The organism is Shimia sediminis (genome assembly GCF_003990645.1).
Taxonomy (GTDB): Bacteria; Pseudomonadota; Alphaproteobacteria; order Rhodobacterales; family Rhodobacteraceae; genus Shimia; species Shimia sediminis.
This window is the reverse complement of record NZ_RYZK01000002.1, coordinates 516,187-540,558: the sequence shown is the minus strand read 5'-3', so window position 1 is coordinate 540,558 and position 24,372 is coordinate 516,187. Positions and strand designations below refer to the sequence as shown.

The 24,372-nt window shown below is 60.1% G+C and carries 26 protein-coding genes; 16 read left to right on the top strand and 10 right to left on the bottom strand.

Annotated elements, in window-relative coordinates; all coding sequences use genetic code 11:
* Positions 1–65: 65 nt before the first annotated feature.
* Positions 66–977 carry a D-amino acid aminotransferase gene (locus EK369_RS07160; RefSeq protein WP_127113008.1) on the top strand — a complete coding sequence of 304 codons (912 nt, stop codon included), beginning with the start codon at positions 66–68 and terminating at the stop codon, positions 975–977.
* On the top strand, positions 974–1,687 hold the full coding sequence (locus EK369_RS07155; RefSeq protein WP_127113007.1) for a sulfotransferase-like domain-containing protein: 714 nt from the start codon (positions 974–976) through the stop codon (positions 1,685–1,687). The genes EK369_RS07160 and EK369_RS07155 overlap by 4 nt, the downstream gene beginning before the upstream one ends.
* Here the strand turns inward: EK369_RS07155 and EK369_RS07150 are convergent.
* Genes EK369_RS07150 through EK369_RS07135 form a run of 4 tightly spaced genes read right to left on the bottom strand, consistent with a single transcriptional unit; the run spans position 1,684 to position 3,987 of the window.
* The gene (locus EK369_RS07150; RefSeq protein WP_127113006.1) at positions 1,684–2,121 is read right to left on the bottom strand and encodes a MarR family winged helix-turn-helix transcriptional regulator; all 438 of its coding nucleotides are present in this window, start codon (positions 2,119–2,121) and stop codon (positions 1,684–1,686) included. The two genes, EK369_RS07155 and EK369_RS07150, sit on opposite strands and share 4 nt — an antisense overlap.
* The gene (locus EK369_RS07145) at positions 2,122–2,952 is read right to left on the bottom strand and encodes a carbon-nitrogen hydrolase family protein (protein WP_127113290.1); all 831 of its coding nucleotides are present in this window, start codon (positions 2,950–2,952) and stop codon (positions 2,122–2,124) included. It lies immediately after the preceding gene.
* Between the two features lie 4 nt (positions 2,953–2,956).
* Entirely contained in the window at positions 2,957–3,214 is a 258-nt protein-coding gene (grxC, locus tag EK369_RS07140) for a glutaredoxin 3 (protein WP_127113005.1), read from the bottom strand.
* A 38-nt stretch (positions 3,215–3,252) separates the two neighbouring features.
* Entirely contained in the window at positions 3,253–3,987 is a 735-nt protein-coding gene (locus EK369_RS07135; RefSeq protein WP_127113004.1) for a double zinc ribbon domain-containing protein, read from the bottom strand.
* 12 nt (positions 3,988–3,999) lie between these two features.
* Here EK369_RS07135 and EK369_RS07130 point away from each other — a divergent pair, with 12 nt between their 5' ends.
* The gene (locus EK369_RS07130; RefSeq protein WP_127113003.1) at positions 4,000–4,818 is read left to right on the top strand and encodes a methyltransferase domain-containing protein; all 819 of its coding nucleotides are present in this window, start codon (positions 4,000–4,002) and stop codon (positions 4,816–4,818) included.
* A 54-nt stretch (positions 4,819–4,872) separates the two neighbouring features.
* A complete protein-coding gene (hemH, locus tag EK369_RS07125) occupies positions 4,873–5,931 on the top strand; it encodes a ferrochelatase (RefSeq protein ID WP_127113002.1) in 1,059 nt (352 codons plus the stop codon).
* 96 nt (positions 5,932–6,027) lie between these two features.
* On the opposite strand, the gene EK369_RS07120 is transcribed toward hemH, so the two are convergent.
* A complete protein-coding gene (locus tag EK369_RS07120; RefSeq protein WP_127113001.1) occupies positions 6,028–6,207 on the bottom strand; it encodes a hypothetical protein in 180 nt (59 codons plus the stop codon).
* 145 nt (positions 6,208–6,352) lie between these two features.
* Complete coding sequence (locus EK369_RS07115; RefSeq protein ID WP_127113000.1) at positions 6,353–6,946, bottom strand: L,D-transpeptidase; 594 nt, start codon at positions 6,944–6,946, stop codon at positions 6,353–6,355.
* A gap of 171 nt (positions 6,947–7,117) precedes the next feature.
* Here EK369_RS07115 and dalA point away from each other — a divergent pair, with 171 nt between their 5' ends.
* A complete protein-coding gene (dalA, locus tag EK369_RS07110) occupies positions 7,118–7,672 on the top strand; it encodes a divisome-associated lipoprotein DalA (RefSeq protein ID WP_127112999.1) in 555 nt (184 codons plus the stop codon).
* Between the two features lie 3 nt (positions 7,673–7,675).
* Here the strand turns inward: dalA and EK369_RS07105 are convergent, their stop codons facing one another.
* From EK369_RS07105 to ubiG, 3 genes are all read right to left on the bottom strand, one after another.
* Positions 7,676–8,170 (bottom strand): L,D-transpeptidase family protein, encoded by a 495-nt coding sequence (locus EK369_RS07105; RefSeq protein WP_127112998.1) that lies wholly within the window; start codon positions 8,168–8,170, stop codon positions 7,676–7,678.
* A gap of 95 nt (positions 8,171–8,265) precedes the next feature.
* Positions 8,266–9,483, bottom strand: coding sequence for a class I SAM-dependent RNA methyltransferase (locus EK369_RS07100; RefSeq protein ID WP_127112997.1), 1,218 nt, complete (start codon positions 9,481–9,483; stop codon positions 8,266–8,268).
* A 5-nt stretch (positions 9,484–9,488) separates the two neighbouring features.
* A complete protein-coding gene (gene ubiG / locus EK369_RS07095) occupies positions 9,489–10,235 on the bottom strand; it encodes a bifunctional 2-polyprenyl-6-hydroxyphenol methylase/3-demethylubiquinol 3-O-methyltransferase UbiG (protein WP_127112996.1) in 747 nt (248 codons plus the stop codon).
* Between the two features lie 51 nt (positions 10,236–10,286).
* On the opposite strand from ubiG, the gene pip reads away from it, so the two are divergent.
* The 6 genes from pip to EK369_RS07065 all read left to right on the top strand — a co-directional run bounded on the left by pip (position 10,287) and on the right by EK369_RS07065 (position 17,459).
* Positions 10,287–11,258 carry a prolyl aminopeptidase gene (gene pip, locus EK369_RS07090; protein ID WP_127112995.1) on the top strand — a complete coding sequence of 324 codons (972 nt, stop codon included), beginning with the start codon at positions 10,287–10,289 and terminating at the stop codon, positions 11,256–11,258.
* Positions 11,259–11,433: 175 nt separating this feature from the next.
* The gene (locus EK369_RS07085; RefSeq protein WP_127112994.1) at positions 11,434–12,432 is read left to right on the top strand and encodes an ABC transporter permease; all 999 of its coding nucleotides are present in this window, start codon (positions 11,434–11,436) and stop codon (positions 12,430–12,432) included.
* Positions 12,429–13,781, top strand: a complete 1,353-nt coding sequence (locus tag EK369_RS07080) for an ABC transporter permease (RefSeq protein ID WP_206198048.1) — start codon at positions 12,429–12,431, stop codon at positions 13,779–13,781. The genes EK369_RS07085 and EK369_RS07080 overlap by 4 nt, the downstream gene beginning before the upstream one ends.
* Positions 13,782–13,791: 10 nt before the next feature.
* Positions 13,792–15,444 (top strand): ABC transporter ATP-binding protein, encoded by a 1,653-nt coding sequence (locus tag EK369_RS07075; RefSeq protein WP_127112993.1) that lies wholly within the window; start codon positions 13,792–13,794, stop codon positions 15,442–15,444.
* A 74-nt stretch (positions 15,445–15,518) separates the two neighbouring features.
* Complete coding sequence (locus tag EK369_RS07070; RefSeq protein ID WP_127112992.1) at positions 15,519–17,063, top strand: ABC transporter substrate-binding protein; 1,545 nt, start codon at positions 15,519–15,521, stop codon at positions 17,061–17,063.
* A gap of 108 nt (positions 17,064–17,171) precedes the next feature.
* On the top strand, positions 17,172–17,459 hold the full coding sequence (locus EK369_RS07065) for a PqqD family protein (protein WP_127112991.1): 288 nt from the start codon (positions 17,172–17,174) through the stop codon (positions 17,457–17,459).
* Here the strand turns inward: EK369_RS07065 and EK369_RS07060 are convergent.
* Positions 17,456–18,094, bottom strand: coding sequence for a LicD family protein (locus EK369_RS07060; RefSeq protein ID WP_127112990.1), 639 nt, complete (start codon positions 18,092–18,094; stop codon positions 17,456–17,458). The two genes, EK369_RS07065 and EK369_RS07060, sit on opposite strands and share 4 nt — an antisense overlap.
* Positions 18,095–18,185: 91 nt before the next feature.
* Here EK369_RS07060 and EK369_RS07055 point away from each other — a divergent pair, with 91 nt between their 5' ends.
* From EK369_RS07055 to infB, 5 genes are all read left to right on the top strand, one after another.
* On the top strand, positions 18,186–18,569 hold the full coding sequence (locus EK369_RS07055; RefSeq protein ID WP_127112989.1) for a hypothetical protein: 384 nt from the start codon (positions 18,186–18,188) through the stop codon (positions 18,567–18,569).
* A 183-nt stretch (positions 18,570–18,752) separates the two neighbouring features.
* On the top strand, positions 18,753–19,334 hold the full coding sequence (rimP, locus tag EK369_RS07050; protein WP_127112988.1) for a ribosome maturation factor RimP: 582 nt from the start codon (positions 18,753–18,755) through the stop codon (positions 19,332–19,334).
* A 2-nt stretch (positions 19,335–19,336) separates the two neighbouring features.
* A complete protein-coding gene (gene nusA, locus EK369_RS07045) occupies positions 19,337–20,962 on the top strand; it encodes a transcription termination factor NusA (protein WP_127112987.1) in 1,626 nt (541 codons plus the stop codon).
* Between the two features lie 23 nt (positions 20,963–20,985).
* On the top strand, positions 20,986–21,618 hold the full coding sequence (locus EK369_RS07040) for an RNA-binding protein (RefSeq protein WP_127113287.1): 633 nt from the start codon (positions 20,986–20,988) through the stop codon (positions 21,616–21,618).
* Positions 21,615–24,110 (top strand): translation initiation factor IF-2, encoded by a 2,496-nt coding sequence (gene infB / locus EK369_RS07035; RefSeq protein ID WP_127112986.1) that lies wholly within the window; start codon positions 21,615–21,617, stop codon positions 24,108–24,110. Before EK369_RS07040 ends, infB begins: the two co-directional genes overlap by 4 nt.
* The last annotated feature ends 262 nt before the right edge of the window (positions 24,111–24,372 follow it).

Sequence of the window (24,372 nt, the reverse complement as noted above, 5' to 3'; positions counted from 1 at the left end):
GACAATTTACCTCTTGGCGATGGGGGTTTCCGGGTCTAGCGTCCGGCGCAAAGAGGGGAGTGCAAATGAGCGAACATGTCACCACGCACCAGGCGGAAGAAGACGCCCGGAACGAGGAAATCCAGATCTATCTGAACGGGCGCGTTGTGCCCAAGGCCGAAGCGATGGTCAGCGTCTATGACTCTGGCTTCATGCTGGGGGATGGCGTTTGGGAGGGGCTGCGGCTGTACAACGGGCATTGGGCGTTTCTGCGCGAACATATGGACCGGTTGTTCGAGGCGGCCAAGGCGATTGATCTGGATATCGGCATGACGCCGGATCAGATGATTGCGGCGTTAGAAGAGACGCGGGCGGCCAATGGCATGACGACGGATGCGCATGCGCGGCTGATGGTGACGCGGGGTGTCAAGACGCGGCCGTTTCAGCATCCGGGGCTGAGCCAGCAGGGGCCGACGGTGACGATCATCATGGAGCACTCGAAACCTTCGATCCCGCGTCCCATCAAGCTGGCCACCGTGCCGCATATTCGCGGACTGCCGATGACGCAGGATCCCAAGCTGAACTCGCATTCCAAGCTGAACTGTATTCTGGCTTGTATCGCGGCGGAAAAGGCCGGAGCCGATGAGGGGCTGATGCTGGATGTGAACGGGTTCGTGAACACCACCAATGCCTGCAATTTTTTCATCGTGCGCAAGGGGGCGGTTTGGACCAGCACCGGGGATTACTGCATGAACGGGATCACCCGGCAGAAGGTGATTGACGTCTGTCGTGCGAACGGCATTCCGGTGTTTGAGCGCAACTATTCGCTGGTCGACACTTATGGTGCGGATGAGGCGTTTCTGACGGGGACGTTCGGGGCGCAGACTCCGGTGGGCGAGATAGACGGGCGCCAGATCGGCAGTGGTGAGATGGGCGCGATGACGCTGCGGATCCGTGACCTCTATAAGGCGCTGGTGGAAGAGGATGCGCGGCAATGAAGATCGCGATGTGGAGCGGGCCGCGCAACCTGTCGACGGCGATGATGTACAGCTTTGGCAATCGCGGGGATTGCGCCGTGGTGGATGAGCCGTTTTACGCAGCCTATCTGGCGATGACGGGGATCGACCACCCGATGCGGGACGAGATCATGGCGAGCCAGTCGCAGGATCCAACGGTGGTTGCGGGGGCACTATCAGGCTCTAATCCAGCCGAAATGCCGCATTTTTACCAGAAGCACATGACCCAGCACATGATTGACGGTGTGCCGCGCGACTGGATTCGGGATGTGGTCAACGTGTTCCTGATCCGCCACCCGGCGCGGGTGATTGCGAGCTATGGCGCCAAGCGCGAGAACCCTGTGCTGGACGACATCGGTTTCCGTCAGCAGGCAGAGCTGTTCGAGATGGTCAAAGGTTGGGGGCAAAGCCCGATTGTGATCGACAGCCATGACATTCGCGATGACCCCGAAGGGATGTTGCGGAAACTGTGTGACCAGGTTGGGCTGGAGTTCAGACCGGAGATGCTGACTTGGCCCAAGGGCGGGCATGCGGACGACGGCGTTTGGGCGGAGCATTGGTATGGCGCGGTTTGGGAGTCGACGGGGTTTGCCGGGGCCGAGGGGCCTTTGCCAGAGGTGCCCGAGGCGTTGCAGGGCGTGCTGGAGGCGGCGTTGCCCTATTACGAGACGATGAAAGCCGCGAAGATTTAACCGTCTTCGAGCTTCAGGCGCAGTTCGCGCAGGATGGGCAGGGCCGCGCGGACGCGGGCCTCGCCCAGATCTCCGACAATCTCGGAGATCATCGGGGCGATGGATTGCAGGGCCTGATCGCGCGCCGAACGGCCTGCGGGGCTGATGCCGACGATCTTGCGGCGGGCATCGTCCCAATCGGGGCGGATGTGGATATAGCCTGCTGTTTCGAGCTTGTGCAGCGTGTTGGTCATGGCGCCGCGGGTGACGTGAAACGTCTTGGCCAGTTGTGCAGGGCTGCGTTCCGCGCCCCCGGGGGCGAGGTGGTTCAGCACCGAGAAATGCGACAGTTCCATGCCTTTGGGCAGCGCCTTGGTCAGGCGGGCGCGGGCCAGTTGATCGGCCATGAGGATCTCTCCGAACAGGGAGATCGCCAATGCGTTGTTGTCACTCATTCAGGGCCCGTCAAATTCCCGGTCGTGCCCCAGTGAGGGCACCTTGCCCCGTGCTTGTGCCACCTGATCGCGGTCGAGATCAACATAAGAGATGCCGCAGGGGGTGCCTGCGTCCACCAGAACCTCGCCCCAGGGCGCGATTGCCATGGAATGCCCATATGTGCGCCGCTTTGCCCCGCGTGATGCGGGATGTTGCCCGGTCTGGGCGGGGGCAAGCACGTAACAGCCGGTTTCGATCGCGCGGGCGCGCAACAGGGGTTCCCAGTGGGCAGCGCCGGTGACGTGGGAAAAGGCGGCGGGCACGGTGAGGATGTCGGCCCCGGCCTGTGCCAATGCACGGTGGAGGTGCGGAAAGCGGATGTCGTAGCAGATCGTCATGCCGATCCTGCCGAAGGGCGTATCGGCGAGGACCGCCCCGGACCCTGGACGATAGCCGTCCGATTCGCGGTAGGTTTCCTCGGGGGTGACCTGCACGTCGAACATGTGGATCTTGTCATAGCGCGCGACGATCTTGCCCGTGGGGTCAATCAGGAACGAGCGGTTGGCAAAGCGTCCGTCGTCGTCCCCGGTTTTCAGCGCAAGCGAGCCGATCAGGAGCCAGAGGTTCAGGGATTTGGCCTCGGCCTGCAGGGCGGCAAGGGTGGGGTCGTCCGTCTCAAGATGCAGCACGGCGTTTTGATGCGCACGGCTCATCGAGACGATGTTGGTGACCTCGGGGGTGAGGGCAAAGCCTGCGCCATGGGCTGCCGCCTCGCGCAGCATCGATTGTACGGTGGCGAGGTTCTCGGCCGGGTCGTCCGATGAGGTGATCTGGAGCAGGGCGGCGCGCATCGGATCAGGTGGCCAGAAGCGCGTCCAGCTTGCCGTCGCGTTCCAGCGCGTAGAGGTCATCGCAACCGCCGACATGGGTTTCACCGATAAAGATCTGCGGTACGGTGCGACCACCGTTGGCGCGTTGGATCATCTCGGGCTTGCGGTCGGGGTTGCGGAAGACGTCAACTTCGCTGAAGTCCACGCCCTTTTGATTGAGCAGGCGCTTGGCCGCGTGGCAAAAGCCGCACAAGGGGCTGGTGTAGATTTCGACAGATTTCATGGCTCAGGTCTCACAAGGTTTCACCGTTTGTGAGGGATTTAGGCATCCTTTGCAACGCGCGCCAGTGTCAGGATGTTCACTTCGCTGGCATTGGCGTCGAAACAGGCACGCGTGGCCGCATCAAGTGTGGCGCCCGAGGTCATGACATCGTCGATCAGCAGAACCGGGCGCCCCGCCATCCTGGGTGCCTGTCGGGGGTGCGGGCGAATCGCATCCTGCATCTTGCTGTAGCGGGCCTCTTGGCTGAGGCCGTCCATGTGGCCGCGAACCTTGGGCCGCTCAAGAAGGTCGGGGCAGAAGGGCAGGTTCAGGTTGCGGGCAACCTCGCGCGCCAAAAGCGCGGCCTGATTGTAGCGGCGAAACAGAAAGCGGCTCCAGTGCAGCGGGATGGGCGTGACGATCATGTCGGGGCGCAAGAGTGACCCCGCCCGCTGCGCCATCCACTGACCCGCAGGGCGCGCCAGTTCCTGTTTGTCGGCGTGTTTCAGGCCGAGGATGATGCGACGTGCGTTGTCGCGATAGAGCAGTGCGGCGCGGCCCTGTCCCCACAGCCGCGGCGTGCGCAGGCAATCGTCGCAGGTTGAGGGCAGGCCATCGTCCATGCCGGGCAGGGGTGTGCCGCAGGAATCGCAGACCAATCCGCCGATAAAGGGCGTGGTGCCCCAACAGGGGCCACAGAGGCCAAAGTCGCCCTCGACCAGGTCGCCGCAGGTGATGCAGCGCGAGGGGTAGATGAGGCGTATCGCCGTTTGAAACTTGTGTCGCATCCGCATAAGGTCCGCGCCATGCAGACCGCCCACAAAATGACCGACCGCAAAGCCCTGTTGCGCAACCGCGCCCGCGCCGATCACGCGCGGGGATTGTTCCTGCAGGAGGCGGCCCTGGAAGAGGTTCAGGATCGCCTGACTTTGGTTAACAGGGCGTTTACGAAGGTGGCGATTGTCTGCGGCTATCCCGATTTGTGGCGGCGTGTGGCGCCGCAGGCGGATATCGTGGCGGATGACGACGTTCTGGCGCTGGAGCAGGGTGCCTATGACCTTGTGATCCATGCCATGTGCCTGCATTGGGCGAATGATCCGGTGGGCCAGATCATCCAGTGCCGCCGGGCGTTGCGGAACGACGGATACTTCATGTGCGTCAGCTTTGGCGGGCAGACCCTGCACGAATTGCGCGCGGCTTTGGCCGAGGCTGAGGCCAAGGTCAGTGGCGGGCTGTCGCCCCGTGTTGCGCCGATGGGGGAAATTCGCGATCTGGGGGGGCTTCTGCAGCGCTCGGGTCTGGCGCTGCCGGTGGCTGATGCGGTGCCGCTGAAGGTCACCTATGAGACGCCATGGCACCTGATGCGCGATCTGCGCGGCATGGGTGAGGCCAACGCCCTGTCCGAGCGCCTGCGACGTCCGACAGGGCGTGCTGTGTTGATGCAGGCGGTGGATGTCTACACCGCCGCGTTCATGGAAGAGGGGCGCATTCCGGCCACGTTCGAATTGATCTTTATGTCGGGCTGGTCACCGGACGCCAGTCAGCCGCAGCCTTTGCGCCCCGGCTCGGCAGCGGCGCGTCTGGCTGACGTGCTGGGCACGGACGAAACGTCACTGAAGGATTGACAGGCGACCCCCGCACGCTAGGTCTCGGGGACTATAAGACAAATGAGGAAGCAGATGCAGAACGCCAACGCCACCCGCCCCGAGCATGGCCCCGCCGATCACCCGAAAGTGGCGCGTGGCAAGACCGGGGTTCTTCTGGCCAACCTCGGCACGCCTGACAGCTATACCTATTGGCCGATGCGGCGCTATCTGAACCAGTTCCTGTCGGACAAGCGGGTGATCGATTACCCGGCGTGGAAGTGGCAGCCGATCCTGCAGGCGATCATCCTGACCAAGCGGCCGTTCAGCTCGGGCGAGGCGTATAAGTCGATCTGGAACCATGACATTGACGAAAGCCCGCTCTTGACGATCACCAAGGCGCAAACGGCCAGGATCGAAGAGACCCTGGCCGAGGCTTTTGGCAGTGATGTGATGGTCGATTTCTGCATGCGCTATGGCAATCCGTCGACCGAGTCGAAGGTGCGCGAGATGGTGGCAGCAGGCTGCGAGCGTATCCTGTTCTTTCCGCTCTATCCGCAATACGGCGGGGCGACGACGGCGACGGCGAATGACGAATTCTTCCGCGCGCTGATGAAAGAGAAATGGCAACCTGCGGCGCGCACCGTGGCGGCCTATTACGACAATCCGGGTTATATTGAGGCGCTGGCACAGTCGATTGAGACGGCCTATGGCGCGATGGAGGAAAAGCCCGAGAAGCTGGTGGTGTCCTATCACGGCATGCCGATCCGCTATCTGGAAGAGGGCGACCCCTATCACTGTCACTGCATGAAAAACACGCGGCTGTTGAAAGAGCGGCTGGGTTGGGATGACACGCAGCTGGTTACGACGTTCCAGTCGCAGTTTGGCCCGGAAGAGTGGTTGCAGCCCTACACGGTGGAAGAAGTGGCGCGGCTGGCCCGTGAAGAGGGCAAGACACGCATTGCGGTGATCGCGCCGGCATTCTCAGCCGACTGCATCGAAACGCTGGAAGAGATCAACGAAGAGATCAAGGAAAGCTTTGAAGAGGCGGGCGGTGAGGATTTTACCTATATCCCCTGCCTGAACGATGACGACGCGCATATTGTGGCACTCTCGGACATCATCAAAGACAACCTGAAGGGCTGGATTGGCTAGAGCGCGAGGCGCGTGCCTTGTCCTCACAGACGTGAGCCAAAAATAGAAAAGGCGGAGCCAGAGGCTCCGCCTTTTCAAATCTTCTGTTACGCTAAATTAAGCGGCAACAGCTGCGGCGACGATCGCGATCAGCAGAAGCGGCACCCAGATCGAGCTGTTCGACGAAGATGCTTGCTCTTCAACGATTTCAGGCTCAACAACTGGGTCGGCCATCGAACCAGCAAATGCGGTCGAAGCAGCGGCGGTCAGTGCAGCGGCGAGAACGAGTTTTTTCATAGTATCCTCCAGATATTTAGCCGTGCGCCATAGAAATCGCGACGCAAAGCTCCCAAGACTTACCTCGTATCCTTGTCTAAACAGCAATGGGGGGGGATTGCAAACCCAAGATTGCCTTTGACGCGGCGTGAAGGCCAAAATGTCGTCAAATAAGCAACACTTGCGTGCCCACTTTGGCAAGGCCGAACAATTCAGAGATATGTTCGTTGTAAAGCCCGATGCAGCCGTTCGACGAACGACGGCCAATTTTGCGCGTGTCGTGGGTGCCGTGGATGCGGTAATAGGTCCAGCTGAGATAGAGCGCGTGGGTGCCCAGAGGGTTCTCAGGACCCGGCGGCACGTGATCCGGCCACTCCGGGTTGCGCTTTTTCATGGCGGGGGTGGGGGTCCAGCTGGGGCCTTCGACCTTGCGGATGATCTTGGTGCGGCCACGGCGGGTCAGATCTTCGGTCAAGGGCACCGAAGAGGGGTAAAGTTTGTAAACCGACTGGTCGTCAGACCAGTAGTGCAGCGCCCGCGAGGTCACATCGACAAGGATCGCGCCGTTGCGGGTGTTTGAGAAATAGGGCCGCCAATCAAGCGCGCGGAAGCTGGAAATGTTGCGGTGCACCACCTCGTCAAGGTCGCGCTCGACCTCGGTCGTGTTTTCGGTTTGCGCGATTGCGGGGGCGCTGAGAAAGGCCGCACCGCTGGCCAGAAAGGCGCGGCGGCCAAAGCGAGAAGCGTTCTGATCCGTCATATTGATCCTCGAAACTTGGCAAAAGCGTGATTTTGCCTATTCATATTGCGAGAAAGCCTCAGTCGCAAATCAAACTCGCGTCATTTGGCAATCTCACGCGGATGTGGGTTTTCAACGCAACGCACCATGGGGTAGATGGGGCTTCAGGCAACGAAGACTGGACGGGCAACAATGCGACTAATGGCATTCTTTATGGCTGCGGCACTGGTGCTCGCCGGGTGTGGAACCACCACCGACACGGGCGGTGCACGGGGTGCAAAGCAGTACAAGATTTCGTCGAATGCCACCGCGAAAATCCAGTATCGGGTGTTGGATTCAGTCAACGCGCTGCGTCAGGCATCGGGGGCCGCACCCCTGGAGCTGAACGCGCAGTTGAACGCAGCCGCCGCCACCCATGCGCGCGACATGTCGATTCAGAACCGCCCCTGGCACTTTGGCTCGGACGGGTCTTCGCCCATCCAGCGGGTTCAGCGCGTCGGCTATAACGGCAAGTTCCTGGGTGAGACGATCTCGGAGACCTATGAGAACGAGATGCAGACGCTTGAGGCGTGGTTGGCACAGGAAGACACCAAACAGGTCCTGTTGAGCCCCGAAGCGCAGGACGTGGGCATTGCCTGGTTCCAGGAAAAGGGCGGCAAGATCTGGTGGACGATGGTCACCGGCACACAGGCGCAAGCGCCGCAGGTGCAGTCGGTGGCGCCAAGCGCACCGCCAGTTTCAGGCTAACCCTCAGGGATAGATCGACACCACGGTGCCGGTCCTGACCATGGCGTAAACCTCTTCCATTTCATTGTTGGTCACGGCCACACATCCGGCTGTCCAGTCTTCTCCGCCGCTGCGGTATTTCCACGGGCGGCCATGGATAAAGATGTCTCCGCCGGGGTCTTTGCCGATGGACTTGGCGTAGGCGCGATCCTCGGCGTTGGGATAGTTGATGCCGATCGAGAGGTGAAATTCACTGTTGGGGTTGCGGCGGTCAACGCGATAGTCGCCCTCGGGGGTTTTGCCGTCACCTTTGATTTCCTTGTGACCCAGGGGTTCAAAGCCCAGTCCGACATTGTAGGTTTTCAGCACCTCTTCGTGGTGCATCAGATACATTGTGCGGCTTTCCTTGTAGATCAGAACGCGGGTGACCTCGGGGCCGTCATACGAGCGGAACTTGGACGAACAGCCCGCCAGCGTCGTCAGCATCACAGCCACCACTATCCACGAAATCCACCGCATCGACCTGTCCTTGTTCGCCTGAATTTGACGCGATCATAGCGCGTCCGAGCGCCAGCGGATAGCGCGGGTGAGCGTGTCGCGCAATCGTGAACGGATCAGGCGGCGGAAAACCGCGCTGCCAGTTCGATATGCGAGGACCAGCGGAACTGGTCGACAACCTGTACCCAATCGAGGGTGTAGCCCGCAGTGGTCAGTGTCGCGGCATCGCGGGCAAAGGTGACCGGGTTGCAGGAGACAAAGGCGATCGTGGGGATTTTGGATTGCGCAAGTTCACGCACCTGCGCCTCGGCCCCGGCGCGGGGCGGGTCGATGACCGCAAAGTCGTAGTGCAAGTCTTCGGCGATCAAAGGATTGCGGAACAGATCACGGGCCTCGGTGGTGGTTTTCTTCAGGCCCTGCGTGCCGCGCCAGCCTTTGTCGAGCGCCTCCAGCATGGCGCGTTCGTATTCGACACCGTGCATTTCAAAACGCTCTGCGAGCGGCAAAGTGAAGGTGCCACAGCCCGCGAAAAGGTCGATGCCGCGTTTGCCGGTGTTGCCGATGGCGTCGATCACGGCGGACAGCAAAGCAGCTTCGCCCTGGTCGGTCGCCTGCAGGAAGGCGCCGGGCGGGGGGGTGACCGTGGCTTTGCCAAAGCTGTGCGTGGCGGGCAGGCGCGCGGCGATGACCTCGCCATCCCAGGTCAGGCGCGCAAGGCGCAGGCGTTCGGTTTCCTGCGCAAGCTGGCTCAGGAACGCGCCATCCAGCGGTTTGCCCCCTGTGACGGCAATGTCGAGGCCGTGTTGGGTGAGCGTGGCGTTGATGCTGAGTTCGCCCTTGCGGCTGGCCCCGATGATGGCAAGCGCCTTGGCCACCGGCAGGGCGGCCATGAGGTCAGGGTGCAGCAGCTGGCAATCGGGGATCTCGCAGATCACGTCGCTGGCGCGCTGGTGAAAGCCGACCATGGCGCCCTTTTTGGTGCGGCGGGCGGACAGAACGGCGCGGCGGCGGGATTGCGGCGGTGAGGTCTGGATCGGGCGCATGGGCGCGTCGAGGCCCTGGGCGGTCAGGGCATGGCGCACCACGTCCACTTTCCAATCGGCCAGAAAGGCGTCGCTGGCGTGCTGCAACTGGCATCCGCCGCAGGATTTGAAGTGGCGGCAGGGCGGTTTCACGCGGTCGTCCGAGGGGCGTTCGATTCGCACGTTGGTCAGGCGGGTGCCGTCGAGGTCACCGCTGACAACCTCGCCCGGCAGGGTGAGGGGCACAAAGACCGGTCCGGCGGCAATGCCATCGCCGTGGTGGCCGAGGCGTTCGATCGTGAGTTCGGTCATGGCCTTCAGGCGGGTTTGAGGCTGGCGGTGACGTAGTTCACGCTGAGGTCGCGATCCGAGATCGACCATTGCCAGGTGATCGGGTTGAACACGAAACCTTTGCGGTCGACCGGGGTCAGCCCCGCCTGTTCGATCAGGGCGAACAGCTCATCCGGGGTGATGAACTTGTGCCACTCGTGCGTGCCCTTGGGCAGCCAGCGCATGATGTATTCCGCGCCGACAATGGCCGCGGCAAAGCTTTTTGGATTGCGGTTGATGGTGGAACAGAGATGCAGCCCGCCGGGTTTCAGAAGCTGGCGGCAGGCGGTGAGGTAGGCCAGCGGGTCGGCAACGTGTTCGACCACTTCCATGTTCAACACGATGTCGAACTGTTCCCCGGCGTCGGCCATCGCTTCGGCTGTGGTGTTGCGGTAGTCGATGTCGAGACCGGATTGCTCTGCGTGAACCTGTGCGACGGGGATGTTGCGTTCGGCGGCGTCCGCACCAACCACGGTGGCACCAAGGCGGGCCATGGGTTCACTGAGCAGCCCCCCACCGCAGCCGATGTCCAACAGGCGCAGGCCCTCAAAGGGGCGCGCGGCGCTGAGATCGCGGTTGAACTCGGCCGCGATTTGCGACGTGATATAGTCGAGACGGCACGGATTCATCAGGTGCAGCGGCTTGAATTTGCCCTTGGGGTCCCACCACTCGGCGGCCATGGCTTCAAACTTTGCGACTTCTGCGGGGTCGACAGTGGTTTGAGAGGCTTGCATTCTGATCTCCGTATGCTTCATGTGAGCCGTCCGCTCTTATATAGGTCAATAATGGACAGAAACCCGAGCCAAAAGCGCGCAGTGCATTACCTTTATCCTCCGGTCGAACCCTTTGACCAGAGGATGCTCGACGTGGGCGACGGGCATCGCGTCTATGCAGAGCAATCGGGACGGCCTGATGGTCTGCCGGTGGTGGTTGTGCATGGTGGGCCGGGGGGCGGTTGCAGCCCGGCAATGCGGCGGTATTTCGACCCCGCAATCTATCGCGTCATCCTGTTTGACCAGCGCGGTTGCGGGCGCTCGACGCCGCATGCCTCGGTCGAGGCCAACACGACATGGCATCTGATCGCCGACATGGAGCGGATTCGCGAAGAGCTGGGCATTGACGACTGGATCGTGTTCGGCGGCAGCTGGGGCGCGACCCTGTCGCTGCTCTATGCCCAGAGCCACCCCGAGCGGGTTGCCTGTCTGGTGCTGCGCGGTGTCTTTTTGATGATGCAACGCGAGCTGGACTGGTTTTATGGCGGAGGTGCCGGACAGTTTTGGCCGGAACAGTGGGGCAGGTTTGCAGGGTTGGTGCCCGAAGACGAGCAGGGCAATTTGATCGCGGCCTATCACGAGCGCCTGTTTTCCGGCGACCATGCGACCGAAGTGAAATTCGCCCGCGCCTGGGCGGCGTGGGAAAACGCGCTGGCGTCGATACAGTCCAACGGCACCTGGGGCGAGCCGCCCGCAGAATATGCCCGTGCATTTTCGCGCCTGGAGAATCACTATTTCAAGAACGCCGGGTTCCTTGATGCGGATGGGCACATCCTGAACAACATGGAAAAACTGGCGGACATTCCAGGTTTCATCGTTCAGGGGCGGTACGATATGATCTGCCCTCCGCGCTCAGCTTATGAGCTGCAAAAACGCTGGAAAAGCGGCCAGTTGCGCTTTGTGCGGGACGCGGGGCATGCACTTTCAGAGCCCGGGATCAGTGCTGAATTGGTGCGCATCATGAAGCAATTGGGCGACGCTTAGGTCCAGTTTTCAAATTGCGGTATATCCAATTTTCAAATTTACTGGGCAAAACCCAACCAAAACACCGGGAAAACGAAAAGGTTCCTCAGAAATATTTTTTTCTGGCTTTACAGGTGGTGAAGCACCGTTAACCTGAGTGGAATTAACAATATAACGACACAACAGGTGAGGACACGTGGCCTCTATTCTAAGAATCATTGCGCAGCGGCTCGCGCTCGGGCTTCTGACGCTGTTCGTCGTCTCAATCGTCATCTTCACGGCAGTAAACCTTCTGCCAGGGGACTTTGCGCAAGCCATCCTGGGTCAGGGTGCTACGCCGGAAGCGATTGAGGCAATCCGAAATGACCTGGGGTTAAACGACCCGCCACTGACGCGCTATATGCAATGGCTGGGCGGCGCTATCCAGGGAGATCTGGGCAACAGTTTCGCGCAGGCGAACTTTGCCAGCTTTGCCGGTACTGACACCGGATCAGGTCTCGCCTCGGTGGCCTCGCAAGTTGCACCACGCTTTGAGAACACCATGTTCCTGGCCGGTGTGACCGCCATGATCGCCGTGCCGATCGCGGTCACTCTGGGGGTTCTCGCCGCGCTTTATCGCAACTCGATTTTTGACCGCGCGGCAAACGTCATGACGCTGTCGTCGATTTCATCGCCCGAGTTCTTCATGGCCTATGTGCTGATCCTGTTCCTGGCGGTGCTGAACCCGATCCTGCCGTCTCTGTCGAATATCTATGAAGGTATGGATTTCAGCGAGCGGCTGACCAAAACGCTGCTCCCGGCGCTGACGCTGACCCTTGTGGTGACCGCGCATATGATGCGGATGACACGGGCGGCGATCATCAACCTGCTGGCGTCGCCCTATATCGAGATGGCGCGGCTGAAGGGCATTTCGCCGATGCGGGTGATCGTCAAGCACGCGCTGCCGAACGCGCTGGCGCCGATCATCAACGTGATCGCGCTGAACCTGGCTTATCTGATCACCGGTGTGGTCGTGGTTGAGGTGGTGTTCGTCTATCCGGGCATCGGTCAGCTCTTTGTCGACAGTGTGAAGATCCGCGATATTCCGGTGGTGCAGGCCTGCTGCCTGATCTTTGCCGCCGCGTACATCCTGTTGAACCTGATGGCGGACATCTTGTCGATTATCTCTAACCCACGTCTGAGGCATCCGAAATGAGTATCTGGCTGCAACTTATCATTGCCCTGGTGGCAATCGCGGCAGGCGGCTGGGTTTTCCGGTTCGTTGGTCAAAAAGTCACCAAGGATGCACCACTGTATCGCGACATGCCTTTTGGCGTTGCCTTTGGCTATGTCCTCGGCGCGGCGCTGTTGGTCTGGCTGGTGTCAGTCTACTATGTTGCCCGCACCGGCGAGCCGGCGGTGGCAAACAAGTACTTCTTCCTGCGGGTGGCGATTGAAGGCTTTATCGGCTTTGCCATCATCGCCTATTACTTCCGGCTGGCGGGGATCTACATTGGCTCTGAAGGCAGCAAGAAGCTTTTCCGGTCGATGCCCCTGACGGCGTCCTTTGGGATCGTGACGATCATCTTCTATGCCTTTCTGGCGATCTTTGCGGGGCAGATTTCCTCGCTCACGATCATCGTTCTCGCGGCGCTGGGTGTTCCGTTGTGCATCTATGCGCGGGTGAACTTTCGTGCAGACGCGGCCAAGTCGATTGTCGGGGTCGTCAGCGTAACGCTGATCGTCTTTATCGTGATGTACTTTGTCGGACCGCTTGCCCCTTACGGGCAAGAGGAGATCCTGGGTGCGGCCAATGTCGTGCCGGGTGGAGATCCAGCGATCGGGGGGAATCCCGACTACCCGCTGGGCACCGACCAGATCGGTCGCGACATTCTGAGCCGGCTGATCTATGGCGCACAGAACACGGTGGGGATTGCCTTTGCGACCACTGTTCTGGCCTTTCTGATCGGGGCGACGCTGGGCTTTCTGGCGGCCACCATCGGCGGCTGGCTGGACCAGGTCATCTCGCGCGCGGTTGACGTTCTGATGGCCATCCCATCCCTGATCTTTGCGCTCTTGCTGATGACTATCGCCAGCGTCTGGGCGCCAGAGCTGGGTATCCCGCTGACATACTTCATGGTGCTCATTATCGCCGTGATCGATTCAACCCGTGTGTTCCGTCTGGCGCGTGCGGTGGGTCTGAACATCGTGGTGATGGACTATATCGAAGCCGCCAAGCTGCGCGGCGAAGGAATGGGCTATCTCATCTTCCGCGAGATTCTGCCAAATGCGACAGCACCGCTGCTGGCTGAATTCGGTCTGCGTTTCTGCTTTGTGTTCCTGACCATCGCCTCGCTCAGCTTCCTGGGTGTGGGTATTCAGCCGCCGCTGGCGGACTGGGGAACCATGGTGAAAGACCTCGCACAATTCATCAACTTTGCCGCCTTTGCGCCGCCCGTCGCCGCCGCACCGCTGCTGGCAGCAGGAGCCATTGCCCTGCTGACCGTGGCCGTGAACTTTGTCGTCGACTGGATGCTGCACAAATCGTCCGGCCTGAAAGAGTAAGGAGACGCAGATGTCAGAGAGTGAACTGCTTCTGAAAGTACGCGACCTCCAGATCGAGGGACGTAGCGACGAAATCTGGAACCCGATCATCAACGGCGCCAGCTTTGACCTGAAAAAGGGTGAAGTGATGGGGCTGATCGGGGAATCCGGGGCCGGGAAGTCGACCATGGGTCTGGCCGCAATGGGGTATACCCGGGACGGCTGCCGGATTTCCGGCGGAACGGTCGAGTTTGACGGCATTGACCTGGTCAATGCCCCAGCCGCTGTCAAGCGCAGCCTGTTGGGTAAGCGCATCGCCTATGTGGCGCAATCGGCTGCGGCGAGCTTCAACCCGGCGCACCGGCTGATTGACCAGCACACCGAAGCGCCGGTGCAGCACAAGGTCAGCTCGAAGTCTGACAGCGAGGCTGACGGGATTGAATTGTATCGCAAGCTGCGCTTGCCGAACCCGGATGAGATCGGCTTTCGCTATCCGCACCAGGTTTCGGGCGGGCAGCTGCAGCGGGCGATGACGGCGATGGCGATGGCCTGCCGTCCGGACCTGATCATCTTTGACGAGCCGACAACAGCGCTGGACGTGACCACGCAGATCGAGGTTCTGGCCTCGATTCGCGAGATTGTGGAAGAGTTCGACACGGCGGCGATCTACATCACGCACGACCTCGCGGTTGTGGCGCAGATGGCCGACAAGATCAAAGTCATGCTGAAAGGCGACGAGGTCGAAGAGGCCGAGACGCGCGAAATGCTGTCGACACCGAAAGAGGACTATACCAAGTCGCTCTGGGCTGTGCGCAGCTTTCAACGTCCGCAAAAGCCAGCGGTGCACACCAGTGCCACGCCGGTGATCTCGGTTCAGAATGTCACTGCGGCCTACGGCAAGGTGTCGGTGCTGCATGACGTGAGCTTTGATCTGCACGAGGGTCGCACAGTTGCCGTGGTGGGTGAATCCGGGTCGGGTAAGTCAACGACCGCACGCTGCATCACCGGCCTGTTGCCCCCAAAGCAAGGGCATATTGAATACGACGGTGAAATCCTGCCTCTGGACTATCGCAAGCGGAGCAAGACCCAGCTGCGTCAGGCCCAGATGATCTATCAGATGGCCGACACCGCGCTGAACCCGCGTAAAACCATCGGCGAGCTGATCGGGCGTCCGGTGCAGTTCTACATGGGATTGACCGGCAAGCAGAAACGCCGCCGGGTTGATCAGCTGTTGGAAGAGATCGAGCTGGAGCCGGATACCTATTACAGCCGCTTGCCAAGCGAGTTGTCGGGCGGTCAGAAACAGCGCATCGGCATTGCCAGGGCCTTGGCGGCAGAGCCCAAGTTCATCATTTGCGACGAAGTCACCTCGGCTTTGGACCAATTGGTGGCAGAGGGCATCCTCAAACTGTTGGCAAAACTTCAGGATGAGCTCGGCCTGACCTATATGTTCATCACGCACGATCTCGCGACTGTGAAATCCATTGCGGATGAGGTCGTGGTCATGAAGGATGGTCGCGTCGTGGAGCAAGGGCCGAAGCACGACATGTTCAAGCCGCCGCACCACGCATACACTGACTTGTTGCTTAGTTCTGTTCCTGAAATGGATCCGGACTGGCTTACAAATCTTCTCAATGAACGCGGAGTTGATAACATCGGCGACGCAGCAGTTGGTAAGATGTAATACGAATCGCTCCGGGCAAGCGGGGCGACAACCAATCCGGCAAGTAACCGGAGTTTCAACATGGGAGATGAAACATGACAAGAATTAGCAGACGTGGCCTGCTCAAGACCGGCGCAGCCGCCGGTGTTCTGGCCGCCACCGGCATGCCAGCAATGGCGATGCCCAAGCGGGGCGGAACCTTGCGACTGGGTATTGCCGGGGCCAACAGCTCGGACAGCTGGGACAGCCGGACACACTCGGACACCTACATGATCATGGCGGCGCATGGTGCCGTATTTGACACGCTGACACAGGTGGCCGCAGATGGTCAGCTGATCGGCGAACTGGCGGAAAGCTGGGAAGCCAGCGCAGACGCCAAGACCTGGACCTTTAACCTGCGCAAGGGCGTGACCTTCCACAATGGCAAGGCGTTTGGCGCGGATGACGTGATCGAGTCGCTGCAGATGCACGTGGCCGAAGGCGCGAAATCGGCGGCCAAGCCGATTGTTGAGCCGATCACCGAAATGAAGAAGATGGGCGACCATCAGGTTCAGATGACCCTGAAAGCGGGCAATGCGGACTTCCCGTTCCTAATGTCGGATTATCACCTGTGCATGTATCCGGCTGGTCAGGTTGAAGAGGCCATCGCCAAGGGTATCGGTACCGGCCTTTACAAGGTCGAAAGCTTTGACCCCGGTGTGCGCACAACTCTGAAACGCGTGGACAGCCACTATAAAGATGGCAAAGAAGGTTGGTTCGATGCGGTCGAAATGGTCGCGATCAACGACGGTGCCGCCCGTATGAACGCACTGATGACCGGCCAGATCGACGCCCTGAACCGGGTTGACTATAAGACTGAGCCGCTCATGCGCGCCAATCCGATGGTCAACATCTTCGAGGTCACTGGCAACCAGCACTATACTTTCCCGATGCTGACCAATGTTTCGCCGCTGGATAACGTGAATATCCGCAAAGCGCTGAAACACGGCGTCAATCGTCAGGAGATGGTAGACAAGATCCTGCAGGGACACGGTGCTGTTTCGGCTGATAACCCGATTGGGCCGGCCAACCAGTATTTCCACAAGGATCTGGCACCGCTGGCTTATGATCCGGACAAGGCCAAGTACTACCTGAAGCAGGCTGGTATGGACAGCCTGACCATTGATCTGTCGGCCTCGGATGCAGGCTTCCCAGGCGCGGTTGATGCAGCACAACTGTATCAGGCATCCGCCAAATCGGGCGGTGTGAACATCAACGTGATCCAAGAGCCCAATGACGGCTATTGGTCCAACGTCTGGCTGAAAAAGCCTTGGTGTGCCTGCTACTGGTCGGGTCGTGCGACCGAAGACTGGATGTTCTCGACAGCCTACGAGATGGGTGTGCCGTGGAACGACAGCCACTGGGACAACGCACGTTTCCAGGAGCTTCTGGTCGTTGCCCGTGCGGAGCTGGATGCAGACAAGCGCCGCGGTATGTATCACGAGATGCAGGAACTGATTTCGACCGAAGGTGGCACGGTTATTCCGATGTACGCAAACTCGGTAGACGCCAACAGCACCAAGCTGGCCAACTCGGGTACCATAGGCAACGTGTTCCAGATGGACAACGGACGCATCATCGAACGTTGGTGGTTTGCCTAAGACCTAATGTAAATCTCGTGAAACGCCCCGCCATGTGCGGGGCGTTTTCGTTTGCAGGGCAGAGATTGGTCATTGTCAAAACGTCGTGGGTTGGGCAGGCTGATCGGCATGGGAAAGACGGATGCTCAAATCATGTCGCAGTGTTGGCAGGCGGCGCGGGACTGTTCGGTTGAAACCAACGACCAGGGCGCGGTTCTGACGGAACGGCAGTCCGGCACGCGGCACTATCTGAATGCGACGGCAGCCATCGTTTATCTGCTGTGCGACGCGTGCCATTCCACCGACGACATCGCGGGTTTTGTTGCGACTCAGTTTTCGCTGGATCAGCCGCCGATGAATGACGTTGAAGGTGCGTTGAATCAGTTGCACTCCAAGGGCTTGATCGAAAGGTGTTAGGTATCCTCGGTTCGCAGGAACTCGAAGCACGCATATTGCGACGGGTTCTCGCGGTATTCTGACGGGCCGACCGGCGTGCGCCAATTGTCACCATAATGCGCGGCCATCCAGGCGTCGGTCTTGCGCGGGATCGCAAAGTCGATGCCCCGGAGAGAGGCGGTGCCAAAAGGTTTGATGTCGCGGCCCGAAAGCCAGCCTGGGATACAGGGGTAGCAGTAATAATCGCCCTGGGTCACGAATGAGGTGTAGATTTCAATTCCATGAGGAATGCCACCCGTATCCGGGTCGACGGTGCCAGGCAAGAGGAAGCGTCCGTGGTTAGGGGCCGTGACGATCATGCCGTAACGGTCGAACAGGTCGGTAATCCGGTCGCGTTCTTTCAGCACGCCCAATGCACTGCGGGCTTTGGAAACATAGGCCATGTCGATATCAACATCATGGCCAATAAAATCCCCCTCACGTGCTGCGCCCAGAAGTGATCCCCAAACTAGGTAGAGTTGCAGATCGAACTCGACGCGAAAGATCGTCTCGATTTCTTTCATGCGCTGGGCGAGCGAGTCGAGGTGTTCGGCGGAAAAGTCCTGAAACCATTTGGCAGGGCGTCCCCAATGATCGATGCGTTGGGGCGTTTTCATGAACCCACCTGATTGCTTGTTCTGTTGACTAAATTTGACCGAATCTGCCCCTCCATGCTAGTTTTTTCGGGCGTCAGGAGAGGATGACATCATGGTACAGGACAAAAAGGCGGCGTCGATTGACGTTGAGCGGCGCGAGGCATTGAAAAAACTCGTGCTTGGTGCGGCCTATGCAGTGCCGGTTGTGGCAACCCTTTCAACCGCCCCGAGCCAGGTGCTTGCCGCGCAGCAAAGTGGTTCAGATGACACAGGTGGTTCCGCACCGGAGCCCAGTTCAAGCGGAGGCGGCGGATCCCCGCAAGCCAGCGGGGGTGGCGTTCCTGAGCCAAGCCAGTCCGCTGAGGATAATCCCGGGCGGGGCGTTGCCAGCGGACATGGACGTGGTGCCGGTTCAGGTTTTACCGGCAATGGCAATGCGCATGGCTATGGGCGCGGAAGACATGGTAGAGGCCACAGCCTCGGACGTGAAGATTAACCTGCGAAGTTTGCGCCCTGCGATTTGCGGGGCGTTTTCTTTTAGACCTTGCAGACTCGGGGCATCGGGCGTATATCCCCTTCAACAGCGATGCGCTGGGGTCCAAACCCAACGCACACCGGAAGGACGACACGGGCCGCTGGCCCGTTTTTTTGTGCCCATTTTGTGCCCGGAGGCACGTGCATGAGTGACATGATTGCCAAGGCAGCGATTGATCGCAAACTGGCCGACATCATTATCCCAGTCATCGAGGACATGGGATTTGAACTGGTGCGCCTGCGTCTGATGGGCGGTAACACCCATACGCTTCAGATCATGGCGGAACGCCCCGAGGGTGGCATCGAAGTGGATGAATGCGCCGAAATCTCGAACGCGGTCAGCGCGATCCTGGACGTCGAAGACCCATTGGTCGACTCTTACGTTCTGGAGGTGGGCAGCCCCGGCATCGACCGCCCGCTGACACGGCTGAAGGACTTTGTGACCTTTGAAGGCTATGACGCGAAACTGGAAACATCCGAGCTGATCGACGGGCGCAAACGCTTTAAGGGCGTTCTGGCCGGGGTCGAAGGCGAAGAAGTGCTGATCAACATCGAAGACCAGGGCGAAACCGTGACGGTTGGCCTGCAGTTTGACTGGCTGGCGGACGCGAAGCTGACCCTGACCGATGAGCTGATCAAGGAAATGCTGCGTCAGCGCAAGGCCGCTGGCATCATCAACGAAGACGATTTTGACGAGATCGAGACCGAAGAGTCCGAAGAGGAGTAATCATGGCTATCACCTCTGCAAACCAGCTGGAGCTGTTGCAAACCGCGGAAGCCGTTGCGCGCGAAAAGATGATCGACCCCGGTCTGGTGGTCGAAGCGATGGAAGAATCGCTCGCCCGGGCGGCCAAGTCGCGGTACGGCGCGGAAATGGACATTCGCGTGGCGATTGACCGCAAGACCGGCAAGGCGACCTTTACCCGCGTGCGCACCGTGGTCGAAGAGGAAGAGTTGGAGAACTACCAGGCCGAGTTCACCGTGGATCAGGCCAAGCAGTATCTGGAAAACCCCGTGGTAGGCGACACCTATGTCGAAGAAATCCCGCCGGTGGAAATGGGCCGGATCGCGGCACAGTCGGCCAAGCAGGTGATCCTGCAGAAGGTCCGCGAAGCCGAGCGTGACCGCCAGTACGAAGAATTCAAAGACCGCGCAGGCACCATCATCAACGGCGTCGTCAAGCGTGAAGAATATGGCAACGTCATCGTTGACGTGGGCCGTGGCGAGGGCATCCTGCGCCGCAACGAAAAGATCGGCCGCGAGAGCTATCGCCCGAACGACCGCGTGCGTTGTTACATCAAGGATGTGCGCCGCGAGACCCGTGGCCCGCAAATCTTCCTGTCGCGCACCGCGCCGGAATTCATGGCTGAGCTGTTCAAGATGGAAGTGCCGGAGATTTATGACGGCATCATCGAGATCAAGGCCGTGGCCCGTGACCCCGGTTCGCGCGCCAAGATTGCCGTGATTTCCTATGACGGATCGATCGACCCTGTGGGTGCCTGTGTGGGTATGCGCGGCAGCCGTGTGCAGGCCGTTGTGAACGAACTGCAGGGCGAAAAGATCGACATCATCCCGTGGAACGAAGATCAGCCGACCTTCCTGGTGAACGCGCTGCAACCGGCAGAAGTGACCAAGGTGGTTCTGGACGAAGAAGCTGGCAAGATCGAAGTGGTTGTGCCTGACGAGCAGCTGTCACTGGCCATTGGTCGCCGTGGTCAGAACGTGCGTCTGGCGAGCCAGCTGACCGCGCTGGACATCGATATCATGACCGAGGCCGAGGAATCCGAACGCCGTCAGAAAGAATTCGAGATCCGCACCAAGCTGTTCATGGCAACGCTGGATGTGGACGAGTTCTTTGCCCAGCTTCTGGTGTCCGAAGGCTTTACCAACCTCGAAGAGGTGGGCTATGTCGAGCTGGACGAACTGCTGGTCATCGACGGCGTGGACGAAGACACGGCCAAAGAGCTGCAGGCGCGTGCGCGTGACTTCATCGAAGCACAGGCCCGCAAGGCAATCGAGGCCGCCCGCGAGCTGGGCGTTCAGGACAGCCTGCTTGAATTCGACGGTCTGACACCCCAAATGATCGAAGCATTGGCCAAGGATGGTGTCCTGAGCCTGGAAGACTTTGCCACCTGCGCCGACTGGGAACTGGCTGGCGGTTGGACCACGGTCGACGGTGAGCGCAGCAAGGATGACGGGATCCTCGAACCCTTTGGCATGAGCCTGGAAGAAGCGCAGGATATGGTTATGACCGCGCGTATTATGCTGGGTTGGGTAGACCCGGCCGATCTGGAAGCGGCTGCCGCCGAAGCAGAAGCCGAAGACGGCGAAGCGGAACAGGAGGCCGAGGCCTGATCTCAGGCCTCGGGGGCTTGATGATGGGACGCGGTGGGCGAACCAAAGACCGGGAAGACGGTCCAGAGCGCAAGTGCATTGCCACGGGTGAGGTGCAGCCAAAGCATGGGCTGGTCCGCTTTGTGGTAGGGCCTGACGGTCAAATCGTGCCGGATATTCTGGGCAAATTGCCCGGACGCGGCATGTGGGTCGCGGCGGACCGCAAAGCCTTGGACAAGGCCGCGGGTAAAGGGATCTTTGCCCGGGCTGCCAAACAGCCGGTCAAGGTGCCGGATGATCTGGTGGCCGAGGTCGAAACCCAGCTTGTGCGGCGGGTCGTGGACCTGATCAGCCTGGCGCGGAAATCGGGCGCGGCGGTGACCGGATACGAAAAGGTCAAGGACTGGTTGTCCAAGGATTACGCCGAGGTGCTGATCCAGGCGTCAGACGGGTCCGGACGCGGCAAGTCGAAACTGAGCACGCCGCATTTCGGCCATTACATCGGCTGGCTGACGGCAGATGAATTGGGTTTGGCATTTGGGCGACAAACTGTGATACATGGTGCGCTTGCGTCTGGCGGACTCACGCAACGTGTTGTAGAGGAAGCCCAAAGGCTAAAGGGCGTACGTGAAATTGGGGCGGCAGGGGCCGCTCAGAAGGGTAAGACAGCTAGATGAGCGATAACGACGGTAAAAAGACTTTGGGCCTGCGCGGAGCGGGTGGACGTCCGGGCAACGTAAAGCAGAGCTTTAGCCACGGGCGGACCAAGAACGTCGTGGTGGAAACCAAACGCAAGCGCGTTGTGGTGCCCAAACCCGGTGCGGCCAAGCCAAGCGCGTCGACCTCCGGCAAGGCCGGTGGCGATCCTTCGCGTCGTCCCGCCGGGATTTCGGATGCCGAGCTGGAACGCCGGATGAAGGCGCTGAAGGCTGCCAAGGCCCGTGAGGTCGAGGAAGCCGCCAAGCGTGAAGCCGAGGAAAAATCGCGCGCAGAAGAGCGCGAGCGTCGCCGGGCCGAACAAGAGGCCAAGGAACGCGAACAACGCGAAGCCGAAGAGAAAGCCCGCGCCAAGGCCGAAGAAGAAGAGCGCAAGAAGCGCGAAACCGAGGAAGCCGCCAAGCGCGCAGCCGCCGAGGCCGCCGCAGCTGTTGCCGCACCCAAGGCCGAAGCTCCGGCCCGTGCGCAGCCGAACAAGCCTGCACCGGCAGCGACTCCGCGCAAGAACGAGCGTGAACAGCGACAGAACCGCGGCAAGGGCCGTGATGACGGACGCCGCTCGGGCAAGCTGACGCTGAACCAGGCGTTGACTGGTGGCGGTGGCCGTCAGAAATCTCTGGCCGCGATGAAGCGGAAACAGGAACGCGCCCGTCAAAAAGCGATGGGTGGCCCTGTTGAGCGCGAAAAGGTTATCCGTGAAGTTCAGCTGCCCGAAGCCATTGTCGTTTCAGAGCTGGCCAACCGGATGGCGGAACGTGTCGCCGACGTGGTCAAATCGCTGATGAACATGGGTATGATGGTCACGCAGAACCAGTCGCTGGACGCCGACACTGCGGAACTGATTATCGAAGAGTTTGGCCACAAGGTCGTGCGTGTCTCGGATGCGGACGTGGAAGACGTGATTGCCGATGTCGACGACGACGAAGCAGAACTGCAGGATCGTCCTCCGGTCATCACCATCATGGGCCACGTTGACCACGGTAAAACCTCGCTTCTGGATGCGATCCGCGACGCCAAGGTTGTTGCGGGCGAAGCTGGTGGCATCACGCAGCACATCGGTGCCTATCAGGTCACAACGGATGATGGCGTCACGCTGAGCTTCCTGGATACTCCTGGCCACGCGGCCTTTACCTCGATGCGCTCGCGCGGTGCTCAGGTGACGGACATCGTGGTTCTGGTTGTGGCGGCAGATGATTCGGTCATGCCGCAGACCATTGAGGCGATCAACCACGCCAAAGCGGCCCAGGTGCCGATGATCGTGGCGATCAACAAGATCGACCGCGAGGCGGCTGACCCGAACAAGGTCCGCGCGGAACTGCTGCAGCATGAAGTCATCGTTGAAGCGATGTCTGGTGAAGTGCAGGACGTCGAAGTGTCCGCCGTCACAGGTCAGGGTCTGGACGAACTGCTGGAAGCCATCGCACTGCAAGCCGAGATCCTGGAACTGAAAGCCAACCCCGCACGTGCCGCACAAGGTGCCGTGATCGAGGCTCAGCTGGATGTGGGTCGTGGCCCGGTTGCCACCGTTCTGGTGCAAAAGGGTACGCTGAAGCAGGGCGATATCTTTGTTGTAGGTGAGCAGTACGGTAAGGTCCGTGCGCTGATCAACGACAAGGGCGAGCGCGTGAAAGAGGCCGGGCCTTCGGTTCCGGTCGAGGTTCTGGGCCTGAATGGCACACCCGAAGCGGGTGACGTTCTGAACGTGACAGAGACCGAAGCGCAGGCGCGTGAGATTGCCGCCTATCGTGCGCAAGCAGCGAAAGACAAACGCGCTGCTGCCGGTGCCGCCACCACGCTGGAACAGCTGATGCAAAAGGCAAAAGACGACAAGAACGTCGCCGAAATGCCGATTGTTGTGAAAGCAGACGTGCAGGGCTCGGCCGAAGCCATCGTTCAGGCGATGGAAAAGATCGGCAACGACGAAGTGCGTGTACGCGTGCTGCACTCGGGTGTGGGCGCCATCAGCGAAACCGACATCGGCCTGGCCGAAGCCTCGGGGGCGCCGGTCATGGGCTTTAACGTCCGTGCCAATGCAACCGCACGCAACAGCGCCAACCAAAAGGGTGTCGAGGTTCGCTATTACTCGGTGATCTATGACCTTGTGGATGACGTGAAAGCGGCGGCCTCTGGTCTGTTGTCCGCGGAAATCCGCGAGAAGTTCATCGGATACGCGACGATCAAAGAGGTCTTCAAGGTGTCGAACGTCGGCAAGGTTGCCGGGTGTATCGTTACCGAAGGTGTGGCCCGCCGGTCGGCAGGTGTACGCCTGCTGCGCGACAACGTGGTGATCCACGAAGGTACGCTGAAGACGCTCAAGCGCTTTAAGGATGAAGTGGCCGAAGTTCAGTCGGGTCAGGAATGTGGTATGGCATTCGAGAACTACGACGATATTCGCCCCGCTGACGTGATCGAGATCTTCGAGCGCGAAGAAGTCACCCGGACCCTCGAGTAATCCGGACTGCATGATGAAAAGTAAGGGGCTGCCGGATTTCCGTCAGCCCCTTTTACTTCCGTGAGTTTTTGTAGCTATCCGAGACAACGCGCAATTGGCGTGCCAGAATACGTTGTTTTGCCAACGCGGACAGAAATTCTCCCGTCTGGCAGAGCACGCACAAAGGTGCCCTGAACCGAGATAAAACTGCCCACCATGATCGTCCTCAACATGTCAAAGCTCCCCAGCGAATTGACGTTTCGGATATAACTCCGGTTCCGTT

Excerpts from the sequence above, each read along its gene's own strand:
- EK369_RS07160 (WP_127113008.1), top strand. The coding sequence starts at position 66 with ATGAGCGAACATGTCACCACGCACCAGGCGGAAGAAGACGCCCGGAAC.
- EK369_RS07155 (WP_127113007.1), top strand. The coding sequence starts at position 974 with ATGAAGATCGCGATGTGGAGCGGGCCGCGCAACCTGTCGACGGCGATG.
- EK369_RS07150 (WP_127113006.1), bottom strand. The coding sequence starts at position 2,121 with ATGAGTGACAACAACGCATTGGCGATCTCCCTGTTCGGAGAGATCCTC.
- EK369_RS07145 (WP_127113290.1), bottom strand. The coding sequence starts at position 2,952 with ATGCGCGCCGCCCTGCTCCAGATCACCTCATCGGACGACCCGGCCGAG.
- grxC (WP_127113005.1), bottom strand. The coding sequence starts at position 3,214 with ATGAAATCTGTCGAAATCTACACCAGCCCCTTGTGCGGCTTTTGCCAC.
- EK369_RS07135 (WP_127113004.1), bottom strand. The coding sequence starts at position 3,987 with ATGCGGATGCGACACAAGTTTCAAACGGCGATACGCCTCATCTACCCC.
- EK369_RS07130 (WP_127113003.1), top strand. The coding sequence starts at position 4,000 with ATGCAGACCGCCCACAAAATGACCGACCGCAAAGCCCTGTTGCGCAAC.
- hemH (WP_127113002.1), top strand. The coding sequence starts at position 4,873 with ATGCAGAACGCCAACGCCACCCGCCCCGAGCATGGCCCCGCCGATCAC.
- EK369_RS07120 (WP_127113001.1), bottom strand. The coding sequence starts at position 6,207 with ATGAAAAAACTCGTTCTCGCCGCTGCACTGACCGCCGCTGCTTCGACC.
- EK369_RS07115 (WP_127113000.1), bottom strand. The coding sequence starts at position 6,946 with ATGACGGATCAGAACGCTTCTCGCTTTGGCCGCCGCGCCTTTCTGGCC.
- dalA (WP_127112999.1), top strand. The coding sequence starts at position 7,118 with ATGCGACTAATGGCATTCTTTATGGCTGCGGCACTGGTGCTCGCCGGG.
- EK369_RS07105 (WP_127112998.1), bottom strand. The coding sequence starts at position 8,170 with ATGCGGTGGATTTCGTGGATAGTGGTGGCTGTGATGCTGACGACGCTG.
- EK369_RS07100 (WP_127112997.1), bottom strand. The coding sequence starts at position 9,483 with ATGACCGAACTCACGATCGAACGCCTCGGCCACCACGGCGATGGCATT.
- ubiG (WP_127112996.1), bottom strand. The coding sequence starts at position 10,235 with ATGCAAGCCTCTCAAACCACTGTCGACCCCGCAGAAGTCGCAAAGTTT.
- pip (WP_127112995.1), top strand. The coding sequence starts at position 10,287 with ATGGACAGAAACCCGAGCCAAAAGCGCGCAGTGCATTACCTTTATCCT.
- EK369_RS07080 (WP_206198048.1), top strand. The coding sequence starts at position 12,429 with ATGAGTATCTGGCTGCAACTTATCATTGCCCTGGTGGCAATCGCGGCA.
- EK369_RS07075 (WP_127112993.1), top strand. The coding sequence starts at position 13,792 with ATGTCAGAGAGTGAACTGCTTCTGAAAGTACGCGACCTCCAGATCGAG.
- EK369_RS07070 (WP_127112992.1), top strand. The coding sequence starts at position 15,519 with ATGACAAGAATTAGCAGACGTGGCCTGCTCAAGACCGGCGCAGCCGCC.
- EK369_RS07065 (WP_127112991.1), top strand. The coding sequence starts at position 17,172 with ATGGGAAAGACGGATGCTCAAATCATGTCGCAGTGTTGGCAGGCGGCG.
- EK369_RS07060 (WP_127112990.1), bottom strand. The coding sequence starts at position 18,094 with ATGAAAACGCCCCAACGCATCGATCATTGGGGACGCCCTGCCAAATGG.
- EK369_RS07055 (WP_127112989.1), top strand. The coding sequence starts at position 18,186 with ATGGTACAGGACAAAAAGGCGGCGTCGATTGACGTTGAGCGGCGCGAG.
- rimP (WP_127112988.1), top strand. The coding sequence starts at position 18,753 with ATGAGTGACATGATTGCCAAGGCAGCGATTGATCGCAAACTGGCCGAC.
- nusA (WP_127112987.1), top strand. The coding sequence starts at position 19,337 with ATGGCTATCACCTCTGCAAACCAGCTGGAGCTGTTGCAAACCGCGGAA.
- EK369_RS07040 (WP_127113287.1), top strand. The coding sequence starts at position 20,986 with ATGGGACGCGGTGGGCGAACCAAAGACCGGGAAGACGGTCCAGAGCGC.
- infB (WP_127112986.1), top strand. The coding sequence starts at position 21,615 with ATGAGCGATAACGACGGTAAAAAGACTTTGGGCCTGCGCGGAGCGGGT.